13 protein-coding genes are annotated in these 19195 nt (G+C 54.2%); 8 read left to right on the top strand and 5 right to left on the bottom strand.

Features of this window, described 5'->3' with window-relative positions; translation table 11 throughout:
* Positions 1 to 44: 44 nt before the first annotated feature.
* Positions 45 to 2132: a YccS/YhfK family putative transporter gene (locus NA197_RS12255; protein ID WP_000269311.1), complete on the top strand. Its 2088-nt coding sequence runs from the start codon at positions 45 to 47 to the stop codon at positions 2130 to 2132.
* A 42-nt stretch (positions 2133 to 2174) separates the two neighbouring features.
* Here the strand turns inward: NA197_RS12255 and argD are convergent, their stop codons facing one another.
* The 5 genes from argD to ppiA all read right to left on the bottom strand — a co-directional run bounded on the left by argD (position 2175) and on the right by ppiA (position 5513).
* Entirely contained in the window at positions 2175 to 3392 is a 1218-nt protein-coding gene (gene argD, locus NA197_RS12250) for a bifunctional acetylornithine/succinyldiaminopimelate transaminase (protein WP_064043240.1), read from the bottom strand.
* A gap of 85 nt (positions 3393 to 3477) precedes the next feature.
* On the bottom strand, positions 3478 to 4041 hold the full coding sequence (pabA, locus tag NA197_RS12245; protein ID WP_000601882.1) for an aminodeoxychorismate synthase component 2: 564 nt from the start codon (positions 4039 to 4041) through the stop codon (positions 3478 to 3480).
* 31 nt (positions 4042 to 4072) lie between these two features.
* Complete coding sequence (locus NA197_RS12240; protein WP_064043241.1) at positions 4073 to 4675, bottom strand: putative adenosine monophosphate-protein transferase Fic; 603 nt, start codon at positions 4673 to 4675, stop codon at positions 4073 to 4075.
* Complete coding sequence (locus tag NA197_RS12235; RefSeq protein ID WP_001521109.1) at positions 4665 to 4832, bottom strand: YhfG family protein; 168 nt, start codon at positions 4830 to 4832, stop codon at positions 4665 to 4667. The genes NA197_RS12240 and NA197_RS12235 overlap by 11 nt, the downstream gene beginning before the upstream one ends.
* Positions 4833 to 4940: 108 nt before the next feature.
* Positions 4941 to 5513 carry a peptidylprolyl isomerase A gene (ppiA, locus tag NA197_RS12230; RefSeq protein ID WP_000920478.1) on the bottom strand — a complete coding sequence of 191 codons (573 nt, stop codon included), beginning with the start codon at positions 5511 to 5513 and terminating at the stop codon, positions 4941 to 4943.
* A gap of 276 nt (positions 5514 to 5789) precedes the next feature.
* Between ppiA and tsgA the strand changes: the two genes are divergently transcribed.
* The 7 genes from tsgA to NA197_RS12195 all read left to right on the top strand — a co-directional run bounded on the left by tsgA (position 5790) and on the right by NA197_RS12195 (position 19073).
* Positions 5790 to 6971 carry an MFS transporter TsgA gene (gene tsgA, locus NA197_RS12225; RefSeq protein WP_064043242.1) on the top strand — a complete coding sequence of 394 codons (1182 nt, stop codon included), beginning with the start codon at positions 5790 to 5792 and terminating at the stop codon, positions 6969 to 6971.
* Between the two features lie 262 nt (positions 6972 to 7233).
* Entirely contained in the window at positions 7234 to 9777 is a 2544-nt protein-coding gene (gene nirB / locus NA197_RS12220; protein ID WP_064043243.1) for an NADPH-nitrite reductase large subunit, read from the top strand.
* A complete protein-coding gene (gene nirD, locus NA197_RS12215) occupies positions 9774 to 10100 on the top strand; it encodes a nitrite reductase small subunit NirD (protein ID WP_064043244.1) in 327 nt (108 codons plus the stop codon). Before nirB ends, nirD begins: the two co-directional genes overlap by 4 nt.
* A 183-nt stretch (positions 10101 to 10283) precedes the next feature.
* Positions 10284 to 11093: a nitrite transporter NirC gene (nirC, locus tag NA197_RS12210; protein ID WP_000493576.1), complete on the top strand. Its 810-nt coding sequence runs from the start codon at positions 10284 to 10286 to the stop codon at positions 11091 to 11093.
* A gap of 11 nt (positions 11094 to 11104) precedes the next feature.
* A complete protein-coding gene (gene cysG, locus NA197_RS12205; RefSeq protein ID WP_000349895.1) occupies positions 11105 to 12478 on the top strand; it encodes a siroheme synthase CysG in 1374 nt (457 codons plus the stop codon).
* A 337-nt stretch (positions 12479 to 12815) separates the two neighbouring features.
* Complete coding sequence (locus tag NA197_RS12200) at positions 12816 to 18710, top strand: autotransporter adhesin BigA (RefSeq protein WP_438796691.1); 5895 nt, start codon at positions 12816 to 12818, stop codon at positions 18708 to 18710.
* A gap of 192 nt (positions 18711 to 18902) precedes the next feature.
* Positions 18903 to 19073, top strand: coding sequence for a YhfL family protein (locus tag NA197_RS12195; RefSeq protein WP_000472323.1), 171 nt, complete (start codon positions 18903 to 18905; stop codon positions 19071 to 19073).
* The last annotated feature ends 122 nt before the right edge of the window (positions 19074 to 19195 follow it).

Raw genomic sequence — 19195 nt, 5'->3', positions numbered from 1 at the left:
GTCAGAATGGCGCGTTTTATCATGCGCCATTTTTGTTTGCATCGATGTGGCGAAGACTGATTTATCACCCAGAGATTAATTACGCACTACGGCAAACGCTGGTGCTGTGCCTGCCTGTGGCTGTCGGTTTATTGATAGGCCAGCTACACCTGGGCTTGCTTTTCTCTCTCGTTCCCGCCTGCTGCAACATTGCAGGTCTGGATACCCCGCACAAACGTTTTTTTAAACGCCTGATCATCGGCGCGTCGCTGTTCGCCGGATGCAGTCTGGTAACGCAACTTCTGCTGGCGGAATCCATCCCCCTGCCGTTGATCCTGACCGGGCTGACGCTGGTGCTTGGCGTGACGGCGGAAATTAGCCCGCTTCACGCGCGGCTACTGCCAGCGTCGCTGATTGCCGCCATCTTTACCCTGAGCCTTGCGGGATACATGCCCGTCTGGGAGCCGCTGCTCATTTATGCGCTGGGCACGCTATGGTACGGCGTGTTTAACTGGTTTTGGTTCTGGCTATGGCGCGAACAGCCGCTGCGCGAGTCATTGAGTTTGTTATACCGTGAACTGGCCGATTATTGTGAAGCGAAATACAGCCTGCTCACCCAACATATCGATCCGGAAAAAGCGCTGCCTCCCCTGCTGATACGCCAGCAAAAAGCGGTCGATCTCATTACCCAGTGTTACCAACAGATGCATATGCTTTCGGCGCACAACAATAATGATTACAAGCGCCTGTTGCGGGCTTTTCAGGAAGCGATGGATTTGCAGGAGCACATCTCCGTCAGCTTGCATCAGCCGGAAGAGGTACAGAAACTGGTAGAACGCAGCCATGCGGAAGAGGTGATTCGCTGGAATGCGCAAACGGTCGCCGCCCGTCTGCGCGTGCTGGCGGATGACATTCTTTATCATCGTCTGCCGACGCGCTTCTCCATGGAAAAACAGATTGGCGCTCTGGAGAAGATCGCCAATCAGCATCCTGAAAATCCGGTAGGCCAGTTCTGCTATTGGCACTTCAGTCGAATCGCCCGTGTGCTGCGTACTCAGCGACCGCTGTACGCCCGCGACCTGATGGCCGATAAACAGCGTCGTTTGCCGCTACTTCCGGCGCTGAAAAATTATATGTCTCTTAAATCGCCGGCGCTACGCAACGCCGGACGCATCAGCGTGATGATGAGCATCGCCAGTCTGATGGGCAGTGCGTTGCACCTGCCTAAACCGTACTGGATACTCATGACGGTGCTGTTTGTCACCCAAAACGGCTATGGCGCGACGCGCGTGCGTATTCTGCACCGTTCGGTCGGAACGCTGGTCGGCCTGGTGATTGCCGGCGTCACGCTGCACTTACATATTCCCGAAAGCATTACGCTGGCGGTCATGCTGGTACTCACGCTGGCAAGTTATCTGATTATTCGTAAAAACTACGGCTGGGCGACGGTCGGCTTTACGGTGACGGCGGTATACACCATCCAGTTACTGACGCTAAACGGAGAGCAGTTTATTGTGCCGAGGCTGATCGATACGCTGATTGGCTGTTTAATTGCCTTTGGCGGCATGGTCTGGCTGTGGCCGCAATGGCAAAGCGGGCTATTACGTAAAAACGCCCATGATGCGCTGGAAGCCGATCAAGAAGCTATCCGACTGATCCTCAGTAACGATCCGCAGGCCACCCCGCTCGCTTATCAAAGAATGCGGGTCAACCAGGCGCATAACACGTTATTCAACTCGTTAAATCAGGCAATGCAGGAACCCGGATTCAATACCCACTATCTGTCGGATATGAAACTGTGGGTCACGCACAGCCAGTTTATTGTCGAGCATATCAACGCCATGACGACGCTGGCGCGGGAACACACCATGCTGACGCCGGATCTGGCGCAGCGCTATCTGGAATCTTGCGAGATTGCGATTCAGCGCTGCCAGCAGCGCCTGGAGTACGACAGGCCAGGCGGCTCCGGCGATGTCAACATTCTGGAGTCGCCGGACATGCCGTCACATGGCTTATTGAGCACTCTGGAACAACATTTACAGCGCATCATCGGCCATCTGAACACCATGCACACCATTTCGTCGATGGCCTGGCGTCAGCGTCCGCATCACGGTATCTGGCTGAGTAAGCGGCTACGGGATACAAAAGGTTAAGACCGACTGCCGGATGCGCTACGCTTATCCGGCAATCCGCCATCAGGCCACCACCTTCCCTACCGCCTGCGCAAAGCGCTGCATTCCTTCATGGATATCCGCCTCTTCCACCACCAGCGACGGGGCAAAACGCATCACGTCGGCTCCGGCATTGAGCACCATCACGCCAGCCTCCGCGCCTGCGTACAGAAAATCGCGCGCCCGACCTTTGTACTTCGGTTTCAGTTCCGCGCCAATCAGCAGCCCCATGCCGCGAATATCGCTGAAAATGTCAAATTGCTCGTCAATCGCCTGCAAATGTTGCACAAACTGTTGCCGCTTAGTGTGAATGCCTTGTAGTACCTCTGGCGTATTAATAATATCGAATGCCGCGCCAGCCACCGCACAGGCCAGCGGATTGCCGCCATAGGTTGAACCATGCGAACCTACATGGAAGGCCGAGGCTATTTCCTGCGTGGTCAGCATGGCGCTCACCGGAAAACCGCCGCCTAACGCTTTGGCGCTGGTGAGGATATCCGGCGCGACGCCGTAGTGCATATAGGCAAACAGGTCTCCGGTGCGCCCCATCCCACACTGCACTTCATCAAACACCAGCAACGCCTGATGCTCGTCACACAGGTCGCGTAACCCTTTGAGGAATTCCGGTGTAGCCGCCTGCACGCCGCCTTCACCCTGAATCGGCTCGACCACCACCGCGCAGGTGTGGTCATCCATTACCGCTTTCACCGCATGAAGATCGTTGAAGGGAACGTGAATAATATCGGCGGGTTTCGGCCCAAAGCCGTCGGAATATTTTGGCTGCCCGCCGACAGAGACGGTAAACAAGGAACGGCCATGAAAGGCGTTATGGAAGGCAATGATTTTCGTTTTGAACGGGCTATGGCGCACGCAGGCATAATGACGCGCCAGTTTAAAAGCGGTTTCGTTTGCTTCGGTGCCGGAATTCATAAACAGCACGCGCTCGGCAAACGTGGCGTCGATCAGTTTACGTCCCAGACGCAACGCCGGTTCATTGGTAAAAACGTTACTGGTATGCCACAAGGTTTCCCCCTGGGATTTCAGCGCCTCGACCAGCGCCGGATGGCAATGGCCCAGCGCAGTCACTGCAATCCCGCCGGCGAAATCGATATACTCTTTGCCCTGCTGATCCCATACGCGGCTGCCTTTACCTTTGACCGGAATAAAGTCCGCCGGTGCATAAACAGGCAGAATCACCTCATCAAAAGTTGCGCGCGTAATAGCCGTTTGTTCAGTTGCCATATCATTACCACCCGGTTAAGCAGAAAATTCAGTGAAATTATACTCACAAAATATGAATAAAAAATCACTCAATGACAACCATTAATCAACGTTGAAGAAAATTTTCCAGTAGCGCGTGTCCCTGTTCACTAAGAATACTTTCCGGGTGGAACTGCACGCCTTCCAGATCCCACTCGCGGTGGCGAATGCCCATAATCTCCTGCGTTTCGCTCCAGGCGGTGATCTCAAAACACTCTGGCAACGTGGCAGGGTCGACAATCAGCGAGTGGTAACGTGTCACGGTTAACGGGCTGGGCAATCCCCGAAACACGCCCTGTCCATTATGCGTAACAGATGACGTTTTACCGTGCATCACTTTCGCTGCCCGCACCACCGACGCGCCAAAGGCCTGCGCCATCGCCTGGTGCCCAAGGCAAACGCCCAGCATCGGAATACGTCCGGCATAATGGCGGATGACCGCCAGTGAAATGCCAGCGTCATTTGGCGTACAGGGGCCAGGAGAGATAACGATTTTTTGCGGGTTCAAAGCGTCAATGTGCGCCAGCGTCAGCGCATCATTGCGCCGGACCTGCACTTCCGCGCCCAGTTCACAAAAATACTGGTAGAGGTTCCAGGTAAAGGAATCATAGTTATCGATAAGCAGGATCATGGCGGCTCCGGGTGAGTAGAACCGCCCTATTTTACTCAGTTTCGCGAGCTTCGCTTATCGCTTTCTGAAAAATCGCCCGCAAAGCGGAGAGATCGCCCATCGCGCCGCTCTGGTTCGCCTGATTCCATGTGTCAACCGCAATACCTTGCCAACTCAGCGCGTAGCCTGCATGTAGCGCCAGTTGTTCAAAGAAGATGCGCTGCGCCAGCCCGCTCCCCAAACGAAACGGATGAAGCACATTAATTTCACAGTAGTAATGCGCCAGCCGCTCGACAAACTTCTCGTGCGCCAGACCAACCAGGTAGCCCTCTTCTTCCAGATCCTGCATCAGAGCGTTGCCCTCTTTTTCGATATAGGCAAAGTGGCAAAAACGGGTATCGCCCTGGTAAATATCGACCTCCCGCAGTTGCCCTGCCCAGTCGAAAATATCCTGATAGAGCTGGCGATGAATCGCGCACAGATGAGGCAAGCCGCGTACCAGCGGCCCCAGTTCAATCGTAGCGGCGCGGAGCGCGGTCATTTCGTATGCCGCTTGCGCCAGTCGCTGGGCCTGATGAATCCCAAGCCGATTACGCATCACATTCAGCCCCGAATAGAGGTACGGATCGCGCCCTTCGCCAAATTTATCGCTCATAGTGCCTCCGAAGCTCGTCAAGACGTACCAGCGCTTCATCGGCGGTCAGGGTTACTAAGGGGATCTCAATACCTTCGAGACGGCGGCTTTGCTGGAAGTTAACGTTGCGCCGCTGTTCCCAAAAGCGTGACTTTTGTTTATCGGTAAGTTTCTTCACCGGGCCTCCCTGAATATGCCTGTGCTTGACCACAAGTATAAGCAGCAATTTCAGGTTACGCTGAGACAGGGAGAAAACGCGGGCGGCTCGCGCCCGCGCAGGCATGTTTTATGGCAGGACTTTCGCGGAAAGGATAACGACTGGTTTTGTCGGCACATTCTGATAAGGCCCGACATCGTGCGTCGGTACCTGTGAGATTTTATCGGCGACATCCATACCTTTTACCACTTTACCAAATACCGCATAGCCAAAGTCGCGCTGGCCGTGGTCGAGAAAAGCGTTATCCGCGACGTTAATAAAGAACTGGCTGGTGGCGCTATCTTTATCTGCGGTGCGCGCCATCGCGATCGTGCCGCGAGTATTACGCAGGCCGTTGTCGGCTTCATTCTTAATCGGCGGATTCGGTTTCTTCTGCTGCATCTGCTCGTTAAAACCACCGCCCTGAATCATAAAGCCAGGAATAACGCGGTGAAACGTAGTGTTGTTATAGAAACCACTGTTGACGTAATCGACAAAGTTTTTCACAGAAACCGGCGCTTTCTGGCTGTTCAGCTCCAGCTCAATATTCCCGGCGGAGGTGGTTAACAGCACATGAGGATCGCCTTTTGCTGCCAACGCTGCGGGAGAAAGAGCAGAAAGAGCGAAAACAGCTGCGACAGCCGCCAGAGTCGATTTGAGCATGAGATTTCCTTAAAGAGAGCAGAAATAAAGCAAGTGGAATGATTCTAAAGAGCCTTCCTGGGCCAGGCCAGCCCTTTACCTAATTTTACGTACATGAAACAAATGTAACGTTACGACGCAACGCCTTGTCCTTGCAATATGATGTGACAAACATCACATTAAAAAATGCAATGAACATTACTATCATTAATAATTATTTAAATACATCACAAAAGCGCCTAAAATCTGCCCGCTTAACGCGCCCTCCACGCGCTTCACTTCTCTTCAAGGCCAGACATGACTAACAGCAACCGCATCAAGCTCACATGGATCAGCTTTCTTTCCTACGCCCTGACCGGGGCGCTGGTGATTGTCACCGGGATGGTGATGGGAAATATCGCAGACTATTTTCAGCTGCCCGTTTCCAGCATGAGTAACACCTTTACTTTTCTGAACGCCGGGATTTTGATCTCGATCTTCCTCAACGCGTGGCTGATGGAAATCATCCCGCTGAAAACACAGCTACGCTTTGGTTTTATCCTGATGGTGCTGGCGGTAGCCGGGCTGATGTTCAGCCATAGCCTGGCGTTGTTCTCAGCGGCGATGTTTGTGCTGGGGCTGGTCAGCGGGATCACCATGTCGATTGGCACCTTCCTGATTACGCAACTGTATGAAGGGCGTCAGCGTGGTTCCCGACTGCTGTTTACCGACTCCTTCTTCAGCATGGCGGGGATGATTTTTCCTATGGTCGCCGCCTTCCTGCTGGCGCGTAGTATTGAGTGGTACTGGGTCTACGCCTGCATCGGCCTGGTCTACCTGGCGATTTTTATCCTGACCTTCGGCTGTGAATTTCCGGCGCTGGGTAAACATGCGCAGCACTCTCAGGCGCCTGTCGTCAAAGAAAAATGGGGCATTGGCGTACTGTTTCTGGCCGTCGCCGCGCTGTGCTATATCCTCGGTCAATTGGGCTTTATCTCCTGGGTGCCGGAATACGCCAAAGGCCTCGGCATGAGCCTGAATGACGCCGGGGCGCTGGTGAGTGATTTCTGGATGTCCTATATGTTTGGCATGTGGGCGTTCAGCTTTATCCTGCGCTTTTTCGATCTGCAACGCATCCTGACCGTACTGGCGGGTATGGCGGCGGTACTGATGTATCTGTTTATTACCGGCACGCAGGCGCATATGCCGTGGTTTATTCTGATGCTGGGCTTCTTCTCCAGCGCCATTTATACCTCCATCATTACGCTGGGATCGCAGCAAACGAAAGTGGCCTCGCCTAAGCTGGTTAACTTTATTCTGACCTGCGGCACCATCGGAACGATGCTGACCTTCGTCGTCACCGGCCCGATTGTAGCGCACAGCGGCCCACAGGCGGCGTTACTCACCGCGAATGGTCTGTATGCGGTGGTCTTTATGATGTGCTTTGCGCTCGGCTTTGTGTCCCGTCATCGCCAGCATAGTTCGCCAGCGGCGCATTGATAATCCTTGCCGGATGGCGACATCGCCCTCCGGCACTCTATCCCCCCTCCTGACGGGGTAGGCCTGTTGGCCTAAAAACCCCTCATTTTGTATGTTATTTGTACAAACCTGAAAAGCCTGACAATTCCGCCACTTATAAAAATCCAGACAAATCAGCCATATACCCATTAAGAGGTATATAAAGGTGAATTTGATTTACATCAATAAGCGGGGTTGCTGAATCGTTAAGGTAGGCGGTAATAGAAAAGAAATCGAGGCAAAAATGAGCAAAGTCAGACTCGCTATTATCGGTAATGGTATGGTCGGCCACCGCTTTATTGAGGATCTCCTTGATAAATCCGACGCTAGCCTGTTCGACATTACCGTGTTCTGTGAAGAACCCCGTAAAGCCTATGACCGTGTCCACCTGTCATCCTACTTCTCTCACCACACCGCGGAAGAGCTCTCTCTGGTGCGTGAAGGATTTTACGAGAAGCACGGCGTAAAGGTACTGGTTGGCGAACGCGCAATTACCATTAACCGTCAGGAGAAAGTGATTCACTCCAGCGCGGGTCGTACCGTTTATTATGACAAGCTGATCATGGCGACCGGTTCCTATCCGTGGATTCCGCCGATTAAAGGCTCCGAAACCCAGGATTGCTTCGTTTACCGTACCATTGAAGACCTCAACGCTATCGAAGCCTGCGCCCGCCGCAGCAAGCGCGGGGCGGTGGTCGGCGGCGGTCTGCTGGGGCTGGAAGCCGCTGGCGCGCTGAAAAACCTCGGCGTGGAAACGCACGTCATTGAATTTGCGCCAATGCTGATGGCGGAACAGCTCGATCAGATGGGCGGCGAGCAGCTACGTCGCAAGATCGAAAGCATGGGCGTGCGTGTACACACCAGTAAAAACACGCAAGAGATTGTTCAGCAGGGTAACGAAGCGCGTAAGACTATGCGTTTTGCCGATGGCAGCGAGCTGGAAGTCGATTTTATCGTCTTCTCTACCGGTATTCGCCCCCGCGACAAGCTGGCTACCCAGTGCGGTCTGGCCGTCGCGCAGCGCGGCGGGATCGTGATTAACGACACCTGCCAGACGTCCGACCCGGATATCTACGCTATCGGCGAGTGCGCCAGTTGGAACAACCGCGTTTACGGTCTGGTCGCACCGGGCTATAAAATGGCCCAGGTCGCCGTTGACCATATCCTCGGCAGTGAAAACGCCTTTGAAGGCGCGGATCTCAGCGCCAAACTGAAGCTGCTGGGCGTGGACGTCGGCGGGATTGGCGACGCGCATGGCCGCACGCCGGGCGCGCGTAGCTACGTTTACCTCGATGAAAGCAAAGAAGTCTACAAACGTCTTATTGTCAGCGAAGATAACAAAACGCTGCTCGGCGCAGTACTGGTCGGCGACACCAGCGATTACGGCAATTTGCTGCAACTGGTACTGAACGCCATCGAACTGCCGGAAAACCCGGATTCGCTGATCCTGCCGTCGCACGCGAGCAGTGGTAAACCCGCTATCGGCGTGGATAAACTGCCGGACAGCGCGCAGATCTGCTCCTGCTTCGATGTGACTAAAGGCGATCTGATCGCCGCTATCAATAAAGGCTGCCATACCGTGGCGGCGCTGAAAGCGGAAACCAAAGCCGGAACCGGCTGCGGCGGCTGCATCCCGCTGGTGACGCAGGTACTGAACGCCGAACTGGCGAAACAGGGTATTGAAGTCAACAACAACCTGTGCGAGCACTTTGCTTATTCTCGTCAGGAACTGTTCCACTTAATCCGCGTGGAAGGTATCAAAACCTTTGAAGAACTGCTGGCGAAACACGGTAAAGGCTACGGCTGCGAAGTGTGTAAGCCAACCGTCGGTTCGCTACTGGCGTCGTGCTGGAACGAATACATCCTCAAGCCGCAGCACACGCCGTTGCAGGATACCAACGATAACTTCCTGGCGAATATTCAGAAAGACGGCACCTACTCGGTGATCCCGCGCTCGGCGGGTGGTGAAATCACGCCGGAAGGTCTGGTGGCCGTGGGTCGTATCGCCCGCGAGTTTAACCTCTATACCAAAATCACCGGTTCTCAGCGTATCGGTCTGTTCGGCGCGCAAAAAGACGATCTGCCGGAAATCTGGCGTCAGTTGATTGAAGCGGGCTTCGAAACCGGTCACGCGTACGCCAAAGCGCTGCGAATGGCGAAAACCTGCGTCGGCAGCACCTGGTGCCGCTACGGCGTGGGCGACAGCGTCGGTTTCGGCGTGGAGCTGGAAAACCGCTACAAAGGCATTCGCACCCCGCACAAAATGAAGTTCGGCGTCTCCGGCTGTACCCGTGAATGTGCGGAAGCGCAGGGTAAAGATGTCGGTATCATCGCCACTGAGAAAGGCTGGAACCTGTACGTTTGCGGTAACGGCGGGATGAAACCGCGTCATGCGGATCTGCTGGCAGCCGATCTCGATCGCGAAACGCTGCTCAAGTATCTCGACCGCTTCATGATGTTCTACATCCGCACTGCCGACAAACTGACCCGTACCGCACCATGGTTAGACAACCTGGAAGGCGGCATCGAGTATCTGAAATCGGTCATCATCGACGACAAGCTGGGCCTGAACGAACATCTGGAAGAAGAGATGGCCCGTCTGCGTGAAGCGGTGGTCTGCGAGTGGACAGAAACCGTTAACACCCCATCCGCGCAGGTTCGCTTCAAGCACTTCATCAACAGCGACAAACGCGACCCGAACGTCCAGGTTGTGCCTGAACGTGAACAACATCGTCCGGCAACGCCTTATGAGCGTATCCCGGTGACTCTGGTGGAGGAAAACGCATGAGCCAGTGGCAAAACATCTGCAAAATCGATGACATTCTGCCTGCAACAGGCGTCTGTGCCCTGTTAGGTACTGAACAAGTTGCGATTTTCCGCCCGTATCACAGCGACCAGGTGTTTGCGATCAGCAATATCGACCCGTTCTTTGAGGCCAGTGTGCTGTCTCGTGGGCTGATTGCGGAACACCAGGGCGAACTGTGGGTCGCCAGCCCGTTGAAAAAGCAGCGCTTCCGCCTGAGCGATGGTTTGTGCATGGAAGATGAGCAGTTCTCTGTGAAACATTACGACGCGCGGGTGAAAGACGGCGTGGTGCAGTTGCGCGGTTAATTATTTTTGGGAGGCGCAACGCCTCCCCTTTTTTGACGTATTTGTAGGTCTTTTATTGGTAGGCCTGATAAGCGTAGCGTCATCAGGCAATTGCAAAAGCACATTGCCGGATGGCGGCATAAATGCCTTATCCGGCCTACGGTTACGATTTCTTTTTATTTTTTGTACTTCAAGGATAATCAAATGTTTACAGACACTATCAATAAGTGTGCGGCTAACGCTGCGCGCATCGCACGCCTGTCGGCGAATAATCCGCTCGGCTTCTGGGTCAGTTCGGCAATGGCCGGGGCTTATGTCGGTCTCGGCATCATTCTTATTTTCACCCTCGGCAATCTGCTCGACCCGTCCGTACGTCCTCTGGTTATGGGTGCAACCTTTGGTATCGCCTTAACGCTGGTTATCATCGCGGGTTCTGAACTGTTTACCGGTCACACCATGTTCCTGACGCTCGGCGTTAAAGCGGGCACCATCAGCCACGGTCAAATGTGGGCAATTTTGCCGCAAACCTGGCTCGGCAACCTGGTTGGTTCCGTGTTTGTCGCCCTGCTTTACAGCTGGGGCGGCGGCAGTTTGTTGCCGGTCGATACCAGTATCGTTCACTCAGTCGCGCTGGCGAAAACCACCGCGCCCGCCACGGTACTGTTCTTCAAAGGCGCGCTGTGTAACTGGCTGGTTTGTCTGGCAATCTGGATGGCAATCCGCACCGAAGGTACGGCAAAATTTCTTGCTATCTGGTGGTGTCTGCTGGCGTTTATCGCTTCCGGCTACGAGCACTCCGTCGCGAATATGACGCTGTTTGCCCTCTCCTGGTTTGGTCATCACAGCGACGCCTATACCCTGTCCGGAATCGGACACAATCTATTATGGGTCACTCTGGGCAATACTTTGTCCGGCGTCGTGTTCATGGGATTGGGTTATTGGTATGCTACGCCGAAATCGGAGCGTCCTGTTCCGCAAAAAACCAACCAAATTAAGGTTACAGCCAACCATTAAGGGGTAATGTCGTGGACCATTTGCCTATATTTTGTCAATTACGCGACCGCGACTGTCTGATCGTCGGCGGTGGCGATGTCGCAGAACGCAAAGCACGGTTATTGCTGGAAGCAGGCGCACGTTTAACGGTCAATGCGCTGACCTTTATTCCACAGTTCACCGTATGGGCAAATGAAGGCATGTTGACTCTGGTTGAGGGACCGTTCGACGAAACGCTTCTCGACTCGTGTTGGCTGGCGATCGCGGCCACTGACGACGATACCGTCAACCAGCGTGTCAGCGACGCGGCGGAGTCACGCCGTATCTTCTGCAACGTGGTGGATGCGCCGAAAGCCGCCAGCTTTATCATGCCCTCCATTATTGACCGCTCGCCGCTGATGGTCGCCGTCTCCTCGGGCGGCACTTCCCCGGTGCTGGCGCGTCTGCTGCGCGAGAAGCTGGAATCGCTGCTGCCGCAGCATCTGGGGCAGGTCGCGCGCTATGCCGGGCAACTCCGCGCCCGGGTGAAAAAGCAGTTTGCCACCATGGGCGAACGTCGTCGCTTCTGGGAAAAATTTTTCGTCAATGACCGGCTGGCGCAGTCGCTGGCGAATGCCGATGAGAAAGCGGTTAACGCGACAACCGAACGCCTGTTTAGCGAACCGCTGGATCACCGTGGCGAAGTCGTGCTGGTCGGCGCCGGGCCGGGCGATGCCGGGCTGCTTACGCTGAAAGGATTACAACAAATCCAACAGGCGGATATCGTGGTTTACGATCGCCTCGTTTCCGACGACATTATGAACCTGGTACGCCGCGATGCCGATCGGGTCTTTGTGGGGAAACGCGCGGGTTACCACTGCGTCCCACAAGAGGAAATCAACCAGATCCTGCTGCGTGAAGCGCAAAAAGGTAAACGCGTGGTACGCCTGAAAGGCGGCGATCCCTTTATCTTTGGTCGCGGCGGCGAAGAGCTGGAAACGCTGTGTCATGCCGGTATTCCTTTCTCAGTAGTACCGGGGATTACCGCGGCTTCCGGCTGCTCCGCCTACTCCGGTATTCCGCTAACCCATCGCGATTACGCACAGAGCGTACGTCTGGTCACGGGCCACCTGAAAACCGGCGGCGAGCTGGACTGGGAAAACCTGGCGGCAGAAAAACAGACGCTGGTGTTCTACATGGGGCTGAATCAGGCAGCGACTATCCAGGAAAAACTGATCGCATTCGGTATGCAGGCCGATATGCCGGTTGCGCTGGTAGAAAACGGTACCTCCGTGAAGCAACGCGTCGTCCACGGTGTGCTGACGCAGCTCGGTGAATTAGCGCAACAGGTTGAAAGCCCGGCGCTGATTATCGTTGGTCGCGTGGTAGCCTTACGCGATAAATTAAATTGGTTCTCTAATCATTAATTAAAATAACGCCCTGTTATTCAGGGCTTTATTTTACAACTACTCGTAATCTAAAATTATTTTTACTTAAAATTGAATTAAGCAATCCATTTTAAATACACCAAACGAATTTAAATAGCAATTATATTGCGTAAAAACCCTTTCATTCGTCAAATTCACCCATTATTCATTCACCCAACAAATAATATCGTTAAGCCTTCAATTTGACCTGGCCTGGTTATCGGGTGATAAAATAAACACTAAATCATAATTTTTCTTCTGGCCATTTCATCATTGCCTGTATCGCTCTCTGCATATGTTTAGTACGCAAGGAAAATATTAATTAAGGATGAACCCTATGCAAAAGAAAAAACTTATTTCTATCGCTATCGCTTTAACGCTACAAAGTTATTACATTCCGGCCATCGCCGCAGAAAATAACGATGATGAAAAAGAATGTCCCAGTAATATCTCCTCCCTGCCTAAAGAAAAACGCGCAAAACTCTCACCGACCTGCCTTGCTACACCTGAAAATGATAATCACTGGGGCTGGGTTGCTGGCGGCGTTGCCGCACTGGTCGCGGGTGTGGCTATTGGCGTTGAAAATAACGGTGGCGGAGATTCTACTCATTCTTATATTCCCCCTACGCCCGACGATGGCGGCAATGTCACCCCGCCTGACGATGGCAGCGATGACAATGTGACCCCGCCCGACGATAGTGGCGATGACGATGTGACCCCGCCCGATGATAGCGGCGATGACAATGTCACCCCGCCCGACGATAGCGGCGATGACGATGTGACCCCGCCCGATGATAGCGGCGATGACGATGTCACCCCGCCCGACGATAGCGGCGATGACGATGTAACCCCGCCCGATGATAGCGGCGATGACGATGTAACCCCGCCCGATGATAGCGGCGATGACGATGTAACCCCGCCCGACGATAGCGGCGATGACGATGTGACCCCGCCCGACGATAGCGGCGATGACGATGTGACCCCGCCCGATGATAGCGGCGATGACGATGTGACCCCGCCCGATGACGACGACACGCCCCCGGATGACTCTGTTATAACCTTCAGCAACGGCGTCACCATCGATAAAGGCAAAGACACCCTGGCCTTCGATAGCTTCAAACTGGATAGCGGCAGCGTTCTCGAGGGTGCCGTGTGGAATTATTCAGAACAGAACAACCAGTGGCAGCTCACCACCCTGGACGGCAAAACGCTGAACGTCACCGGCTGGGACGTGACCGACGCCAATGCCGCCGTGATTGAAGGCACCCAGGAAAACGGTCTCTACTGGAAGTATGACAGCCGGGGCTATCTGATCCTTGCCGACGATAAAACCACCGTTATCAGCGGCGATGACCAGGCGCATACCTCCGATCGCGGCATGGATATCAGCGGTCAGGATCGCACCGGCGTGATTATTTCCGGCGATCGAACCGTCAACACGCTCACCGGGGGTTCCAGTGTGACCGACGGCGCCATCGGCATGGTGATCACTGGCGATGGCACCACCAACACCATTTCAGGCCACTCAACGGTGGACAACGCCACCGGCGCGCTGATTTCCGGCAACGGAACCACCACCAATTTCGCCGGTGACATTGCCGTGAGCGGCGGCGGCACCGCCATCATCATCGACGGCGACAACGCCACGATTAAGAATACTGGTACCTCCACCATCAACGGCACAGGCTCCACCGGCACCGTCATTGACGGCAATAACGCCCGCGTCAACAATGACGGTGATATGACCATCACCGATGGCGGCACCGGTGCTCACATCACCGGCGATAACGCGGTTATCGATAACGCCGGGGACACCACCGTCAGCGGCACGGGCTCAACGGCGCTGTATATCGACGGCGACAATGCGCTCATTATCAATGAAGGTAATCAGACTATTTCCGGCGGCGCCATTGGTACGCGAATTGACGGCAACGACGCCCGTATCGCCAATACCGGCGATATCGCCGTCGATGGCGCAGGCTCTGCGGCGGCGATTATTAATGGCGACAATAGCAGCCTGACCCAGGCGGGCGATCTGCTGGTCACCGGCGGCGCGATGGGCATCATCACCTACGGCACCGGAAATGAGGCAAAAAATACCGGCAACGCCACCGTGCGTGATGCAGACTCAGTGGGGTTTGTGGTCGCAGGCGAACAAAACACCTTCAAAAACAAGGGGAATATTAACATCAGCCTTAACGGCACCGGCGCGCTGGTGAGCGGCAATGCGTCGCAGGCGACGCTGGATGGCGATATTAATGTCACCGCAACAGAGGACGGGGATAACGTTTATCGTGGCGCGACGGGCCTCGACATGACGGGGAATAACAACACGCTGAATATTATCGGCAGCGTCACGGTCAACGGCGACTATGACAAAGACAGCGTGATGGCCGGCAGCAGCGATACCCTTATGGGGATGTCTATCAGCGGCAGCAATAATGCGGTGGACCTGAGCGGCACGCTCAATATTAACGTCAGCGATATGAGTAACGTGGACGAACAATATCTGAATACCGTTGGCCTTGATGTGGCAGGTGATGGCAATACCGTGGACTTAGCCGGCGGTATTAATATCAACTACACCGAAGATGCTGACGGCCTCGAATCAGCCGTTACCGGTATAAACATCAGCGGAGACAGTAGCGTAACGCTAAGCGGTGAATCCACGCTCAATATTGCCACCGTCCCCGGCGGCGCGGTGACGCTGGCGAATGTGAGAAATGGCGGCAACTTAACGTTAGATCAAAACTCAACGGTTAATATCAATGAAACGGTTATTCTTTCTAATTATTACATGACGCAGGCCCTGTTAACCGCCAGCGGCGAGGGCTCCTCAATCAATAATCAGGGCACTGTCGTTGACGATGGCGCCGTCGCTTTATTACTGGCGGATAGCGGCGCACAGGCACAAAACAGCGGCAAGATTACCGCGTATGCCACAACAGGGACGTCCAGCCGTAATGCGATCGCCGCGGCTAACGGCCAGGGTTCCACCGTTAATAATGAAGCGGAAGGGACAATCACCTTAGTTTCATCATTAACTCCGTTTTCAAATACCGGCGCGGGCAACTTCCCACTAATCTGGTACAAAAATACCCTGTACGCCATGCTGGCAGAGGGCTACGGCGAGGTGAGTAACGACGCCGGCGCCACCATATATTTGCAGGGCGCAGGGGTATACGGCGTATCCGCCAGCAAAGGCACGGCGCTCAACGCTGGTGATATCTACCTGGACGGCTTTGTCCCGACGCTGGATGATGAAAATAACATCACCGACAAAACTTACTGGACGCCACCGAAACTTTATGTCACCAGCGCCGCAATGGTCGCAGGCACCACCGACAGCGGTTATGGCGATGCCACCGCCACCAACACCGGCACCATTAACGTCAATAACGCCGGGTTCGGCATGATGGCGCTTAACGGCGGCACCGCCATTAACCAGGGGGTGATTAATCTGACCGCTGATGCGGGCGTTGAAGGGACCGACCCGAATCAACTGGTAGGCATGGCGGCGCTCAACGGCGGAACCGTTGTCAACGATACCACAGGCAAAATCAATACTTATGCCGATTACGGCAAGCCTTTCTTGACCGACGGCAATAGCCTGATTGTTAACTACGGCACCGTCTGTTTTGGCGACGATTGCCAGGACAGCGACGAGTACAATCCAACAAACAGTGACGTTTCTATCCCTTACACAGACGGCGCTACGATTGCCGATGCCGGAACAAGTACAACGCTTGGTAATAAAGCGATTGTGACAGGAGACGTTAATAATGCCGGAGTGGTCAGCGGCGAGTCCATTACCGTCCTGGATAGCGGCACGCTGACCAACAACGACAGCGGCGTTATCAATAGCAACACCACGGTATCCGGCAACCTTGTCAATGACGGCGTCATAAACGGTGCGCTGACGCAAAATGGCGGCGATATCGTTAATAATGGCACCATTGACAGCCGTAGCCTGACGACCAACGGCGTATTAACTAACGGCACGGATGGCACGATGACTTCCGGCGCAAAAGTGACTGGCGCTAACAGTGCAATCATTAACGACGGCACGTTCTATCTTGGCTCCGCGACTGACGCTAAAAATGCGTCCATGCTGGAAATCAATGATTTCGCGCAATTCTTTAATACCGGTACGTTAATCCTTGATAACAACAAAAATGCCATTCACCTGAATGCGAATAACGGAACGCTGTACAACACCGGGACGATGGAGCTTACGGCAACCTCCAATAAGGGCGCGATTAACTATTGGGGCGCGGGAGCGGCATTTATCAATGACGGTACGGTAAATGCCACTACTGCGGCACTGGCTTATGCTGGCGGTGGCGCAGGTAACGCCCCGGATAAACACGCTTTCTTCTGGAACCAGTCAAACGGCGTAATCAATTACGATGCGGATAATGGCCGCGCCGTCGATTTCTCCGCCTATAACAATTACGTGGCGGTCAACGACGGCACCATGAATATCAGCGGTAATAACGCTTACGGCATGTATGGCGGCAAGAATGCGCAACTGGTCAATAACAATACGATCAATTTAGGTACTGAAGGCACCACCGACACCGGCATGGTCGCGATGGCGCTGGATAAAAATGCCACCGCTGATGCTGTCATTGAGAACAACGGCACCATTAATATTTACGCTAATAACTCTTACGCGTTTAGCGTGGCGGGTGCGGGGCATGTGGTTAATAACGGGACGGTAGTCATTGCCGATGGCGTAACGGGTTCCGGTATTATTAAACAGGGTGACAGCGTTAACGTCGAAGGGACAAACGGTAATAACGGCAACAGCGACGAGGCGCATTATGCCGACTATACGTTACCGGGAACGCCTGTTGAACCCGGCAGCAACACGACCTCCGGCTCCGCCGCCGGCGACACGTCCGGCGCGTCCAACGACCTGAACGGTTACGTGGTTGGTACCAGCGCCGACGGTAGCGCTGGTAAGCTTAAGGTCAGCAACGCCAGCATGGACGGCGTGGGCATCAATACCGGCTTCACCGCAGGCACCGCCGACACCACCGTCAGCTTTGACAACGTGGTGGAAGGCAGCAACCTCACCGACGCTTCCGCTATCCAGTCCACCAGCGTGGTGTGGAACGCCCAGGGCAGCCAGGACAGCGACGGCAACGTTGACGTCACCATGACCAAAAACGCCTATGCCGATGTGGCGACCGACGGTAGCGTGTCTGACGTGGCGCAGGCGCTGGACGCCGGCTACACCAACAACGAGCTGTACACCAGCCTCAACGTGGGTACTACCGCCGAGCTGAACAGCGCCCTGAAACAGGTCAGCGGCAGCCAGGCCACCACGGTATTCCGTGAAGCCCGGGTGTTAAGCAACCGCTTCAATATGCTGGCCGACGCCGCGCCGCAGATTAAAGACGGCCTGGCGTTTAACGTGGTGGCGAAAGGCGACCCACGCGCCGAGCTGGGCAACGACACCCAGTACGACATGCTGGCGCTGCGTCAGAAACTGGACTTAACCGAAAACCAGAACCTGACGCTGGAATACGGTATCGCCCGTCTGGACGGCGATGGTTCGCAAAAAGCGGGCGACAACGGCCTGACCGGCGGCTACAGCCAGTTCTTTGGTCTGAAGCACAGCATGGCGTTTGATGAAGGTCTGGCGTGGAATAACAGCCTACGTTATGACGTACACAACCTCGACAGCAGCCGTTCTGTCGCCTATGGCGATGTTAACAAAATTGCCGATTCCGATGCTCGTCAGCAGTACATGGAATTCCGTAGCGAGGGGGCGAAAACCTTCTCCCTGATGGACGATGCGCTGAAAGTGACGCCGTATGCAGGGGTGAAATTCCGTCACACCATGGAAGATGGCTACAAAGAGCGCAACGCTGGCGATTTTAACCTGTCGATGAACTCTGGCAGCGAAACGGCGGTGGATTCCATTGTGGGTATGAAGCTGGATTACGCCGGGAAAGACGGCTGGAGCGCCACCGCTACCCTGGAAGGCGGCCCGAACCTGAGCTACAGCAAGAGCCAGCGTACAGCGTCATTACAGGGTGCGGCAGGTCAATCGTTCGGCGTGGATGACGGTCAAAAAGGCGGCGGCGTTAATGGTCTGGCAACCATCGGCGTGAAATACAGCAGCAATGATACCGCGCTACATCTGGATGCATACCAGTGGAAGGAGGACGGTATCAGCGATAAAGGCTTTATGCTTAACGTTAAGAAAACATTTCGTTAAATAAACGACATTATATAACACTAATACAGGCCGCTTATTATTAAGCGGCCTTTTTAAATCATATCCCCTGGTAAAGATAAAGTCCTTATTTGGACTACCTGTATAGTTTAATAATTGCTATCGTACTATACGCTAAATAGATCTTATATTTATTCCACCAGTAGTGCTCGTTTTATCAACAAGGATTTTGAAATGTTTAAATTTGTAAAAATTGCCGTTGTGGCAGGGGTTCTGGCGACGCTCACTGCTTGTACTGGTCATATCGAAAACAAAAAAAATAACTGCAGCTACGATTATTTGCTGCACCCTGCAATTTCTATTTCTAAAATTATTGGCGGTTGCGGCCCGGCTGCCGATCAATAATAGAAACGACTGCGCAGATACAAAAAAACCGGGATTTTCCCGGTTTTTTTACAGGTCTGATAAACGGTACGGCACAGATGCCTTGTCCAACTTACGCTCGTTGGTAGGCCCGATAAGCTAGC

Source organism: Salmonella sp. NW884, from assembly GCF_051700745.1.
GTDB classification, from domain to species: domain Bacteria; phylum Pseudomonadota; class Gammaproteobacteria; order Enterobacterales; family Enterobacteriaceae; genus Salmonella; species Salmonella enterica.
This window is presented reverse-complemented; position numbering and strand designations above follow the sequence as displayed.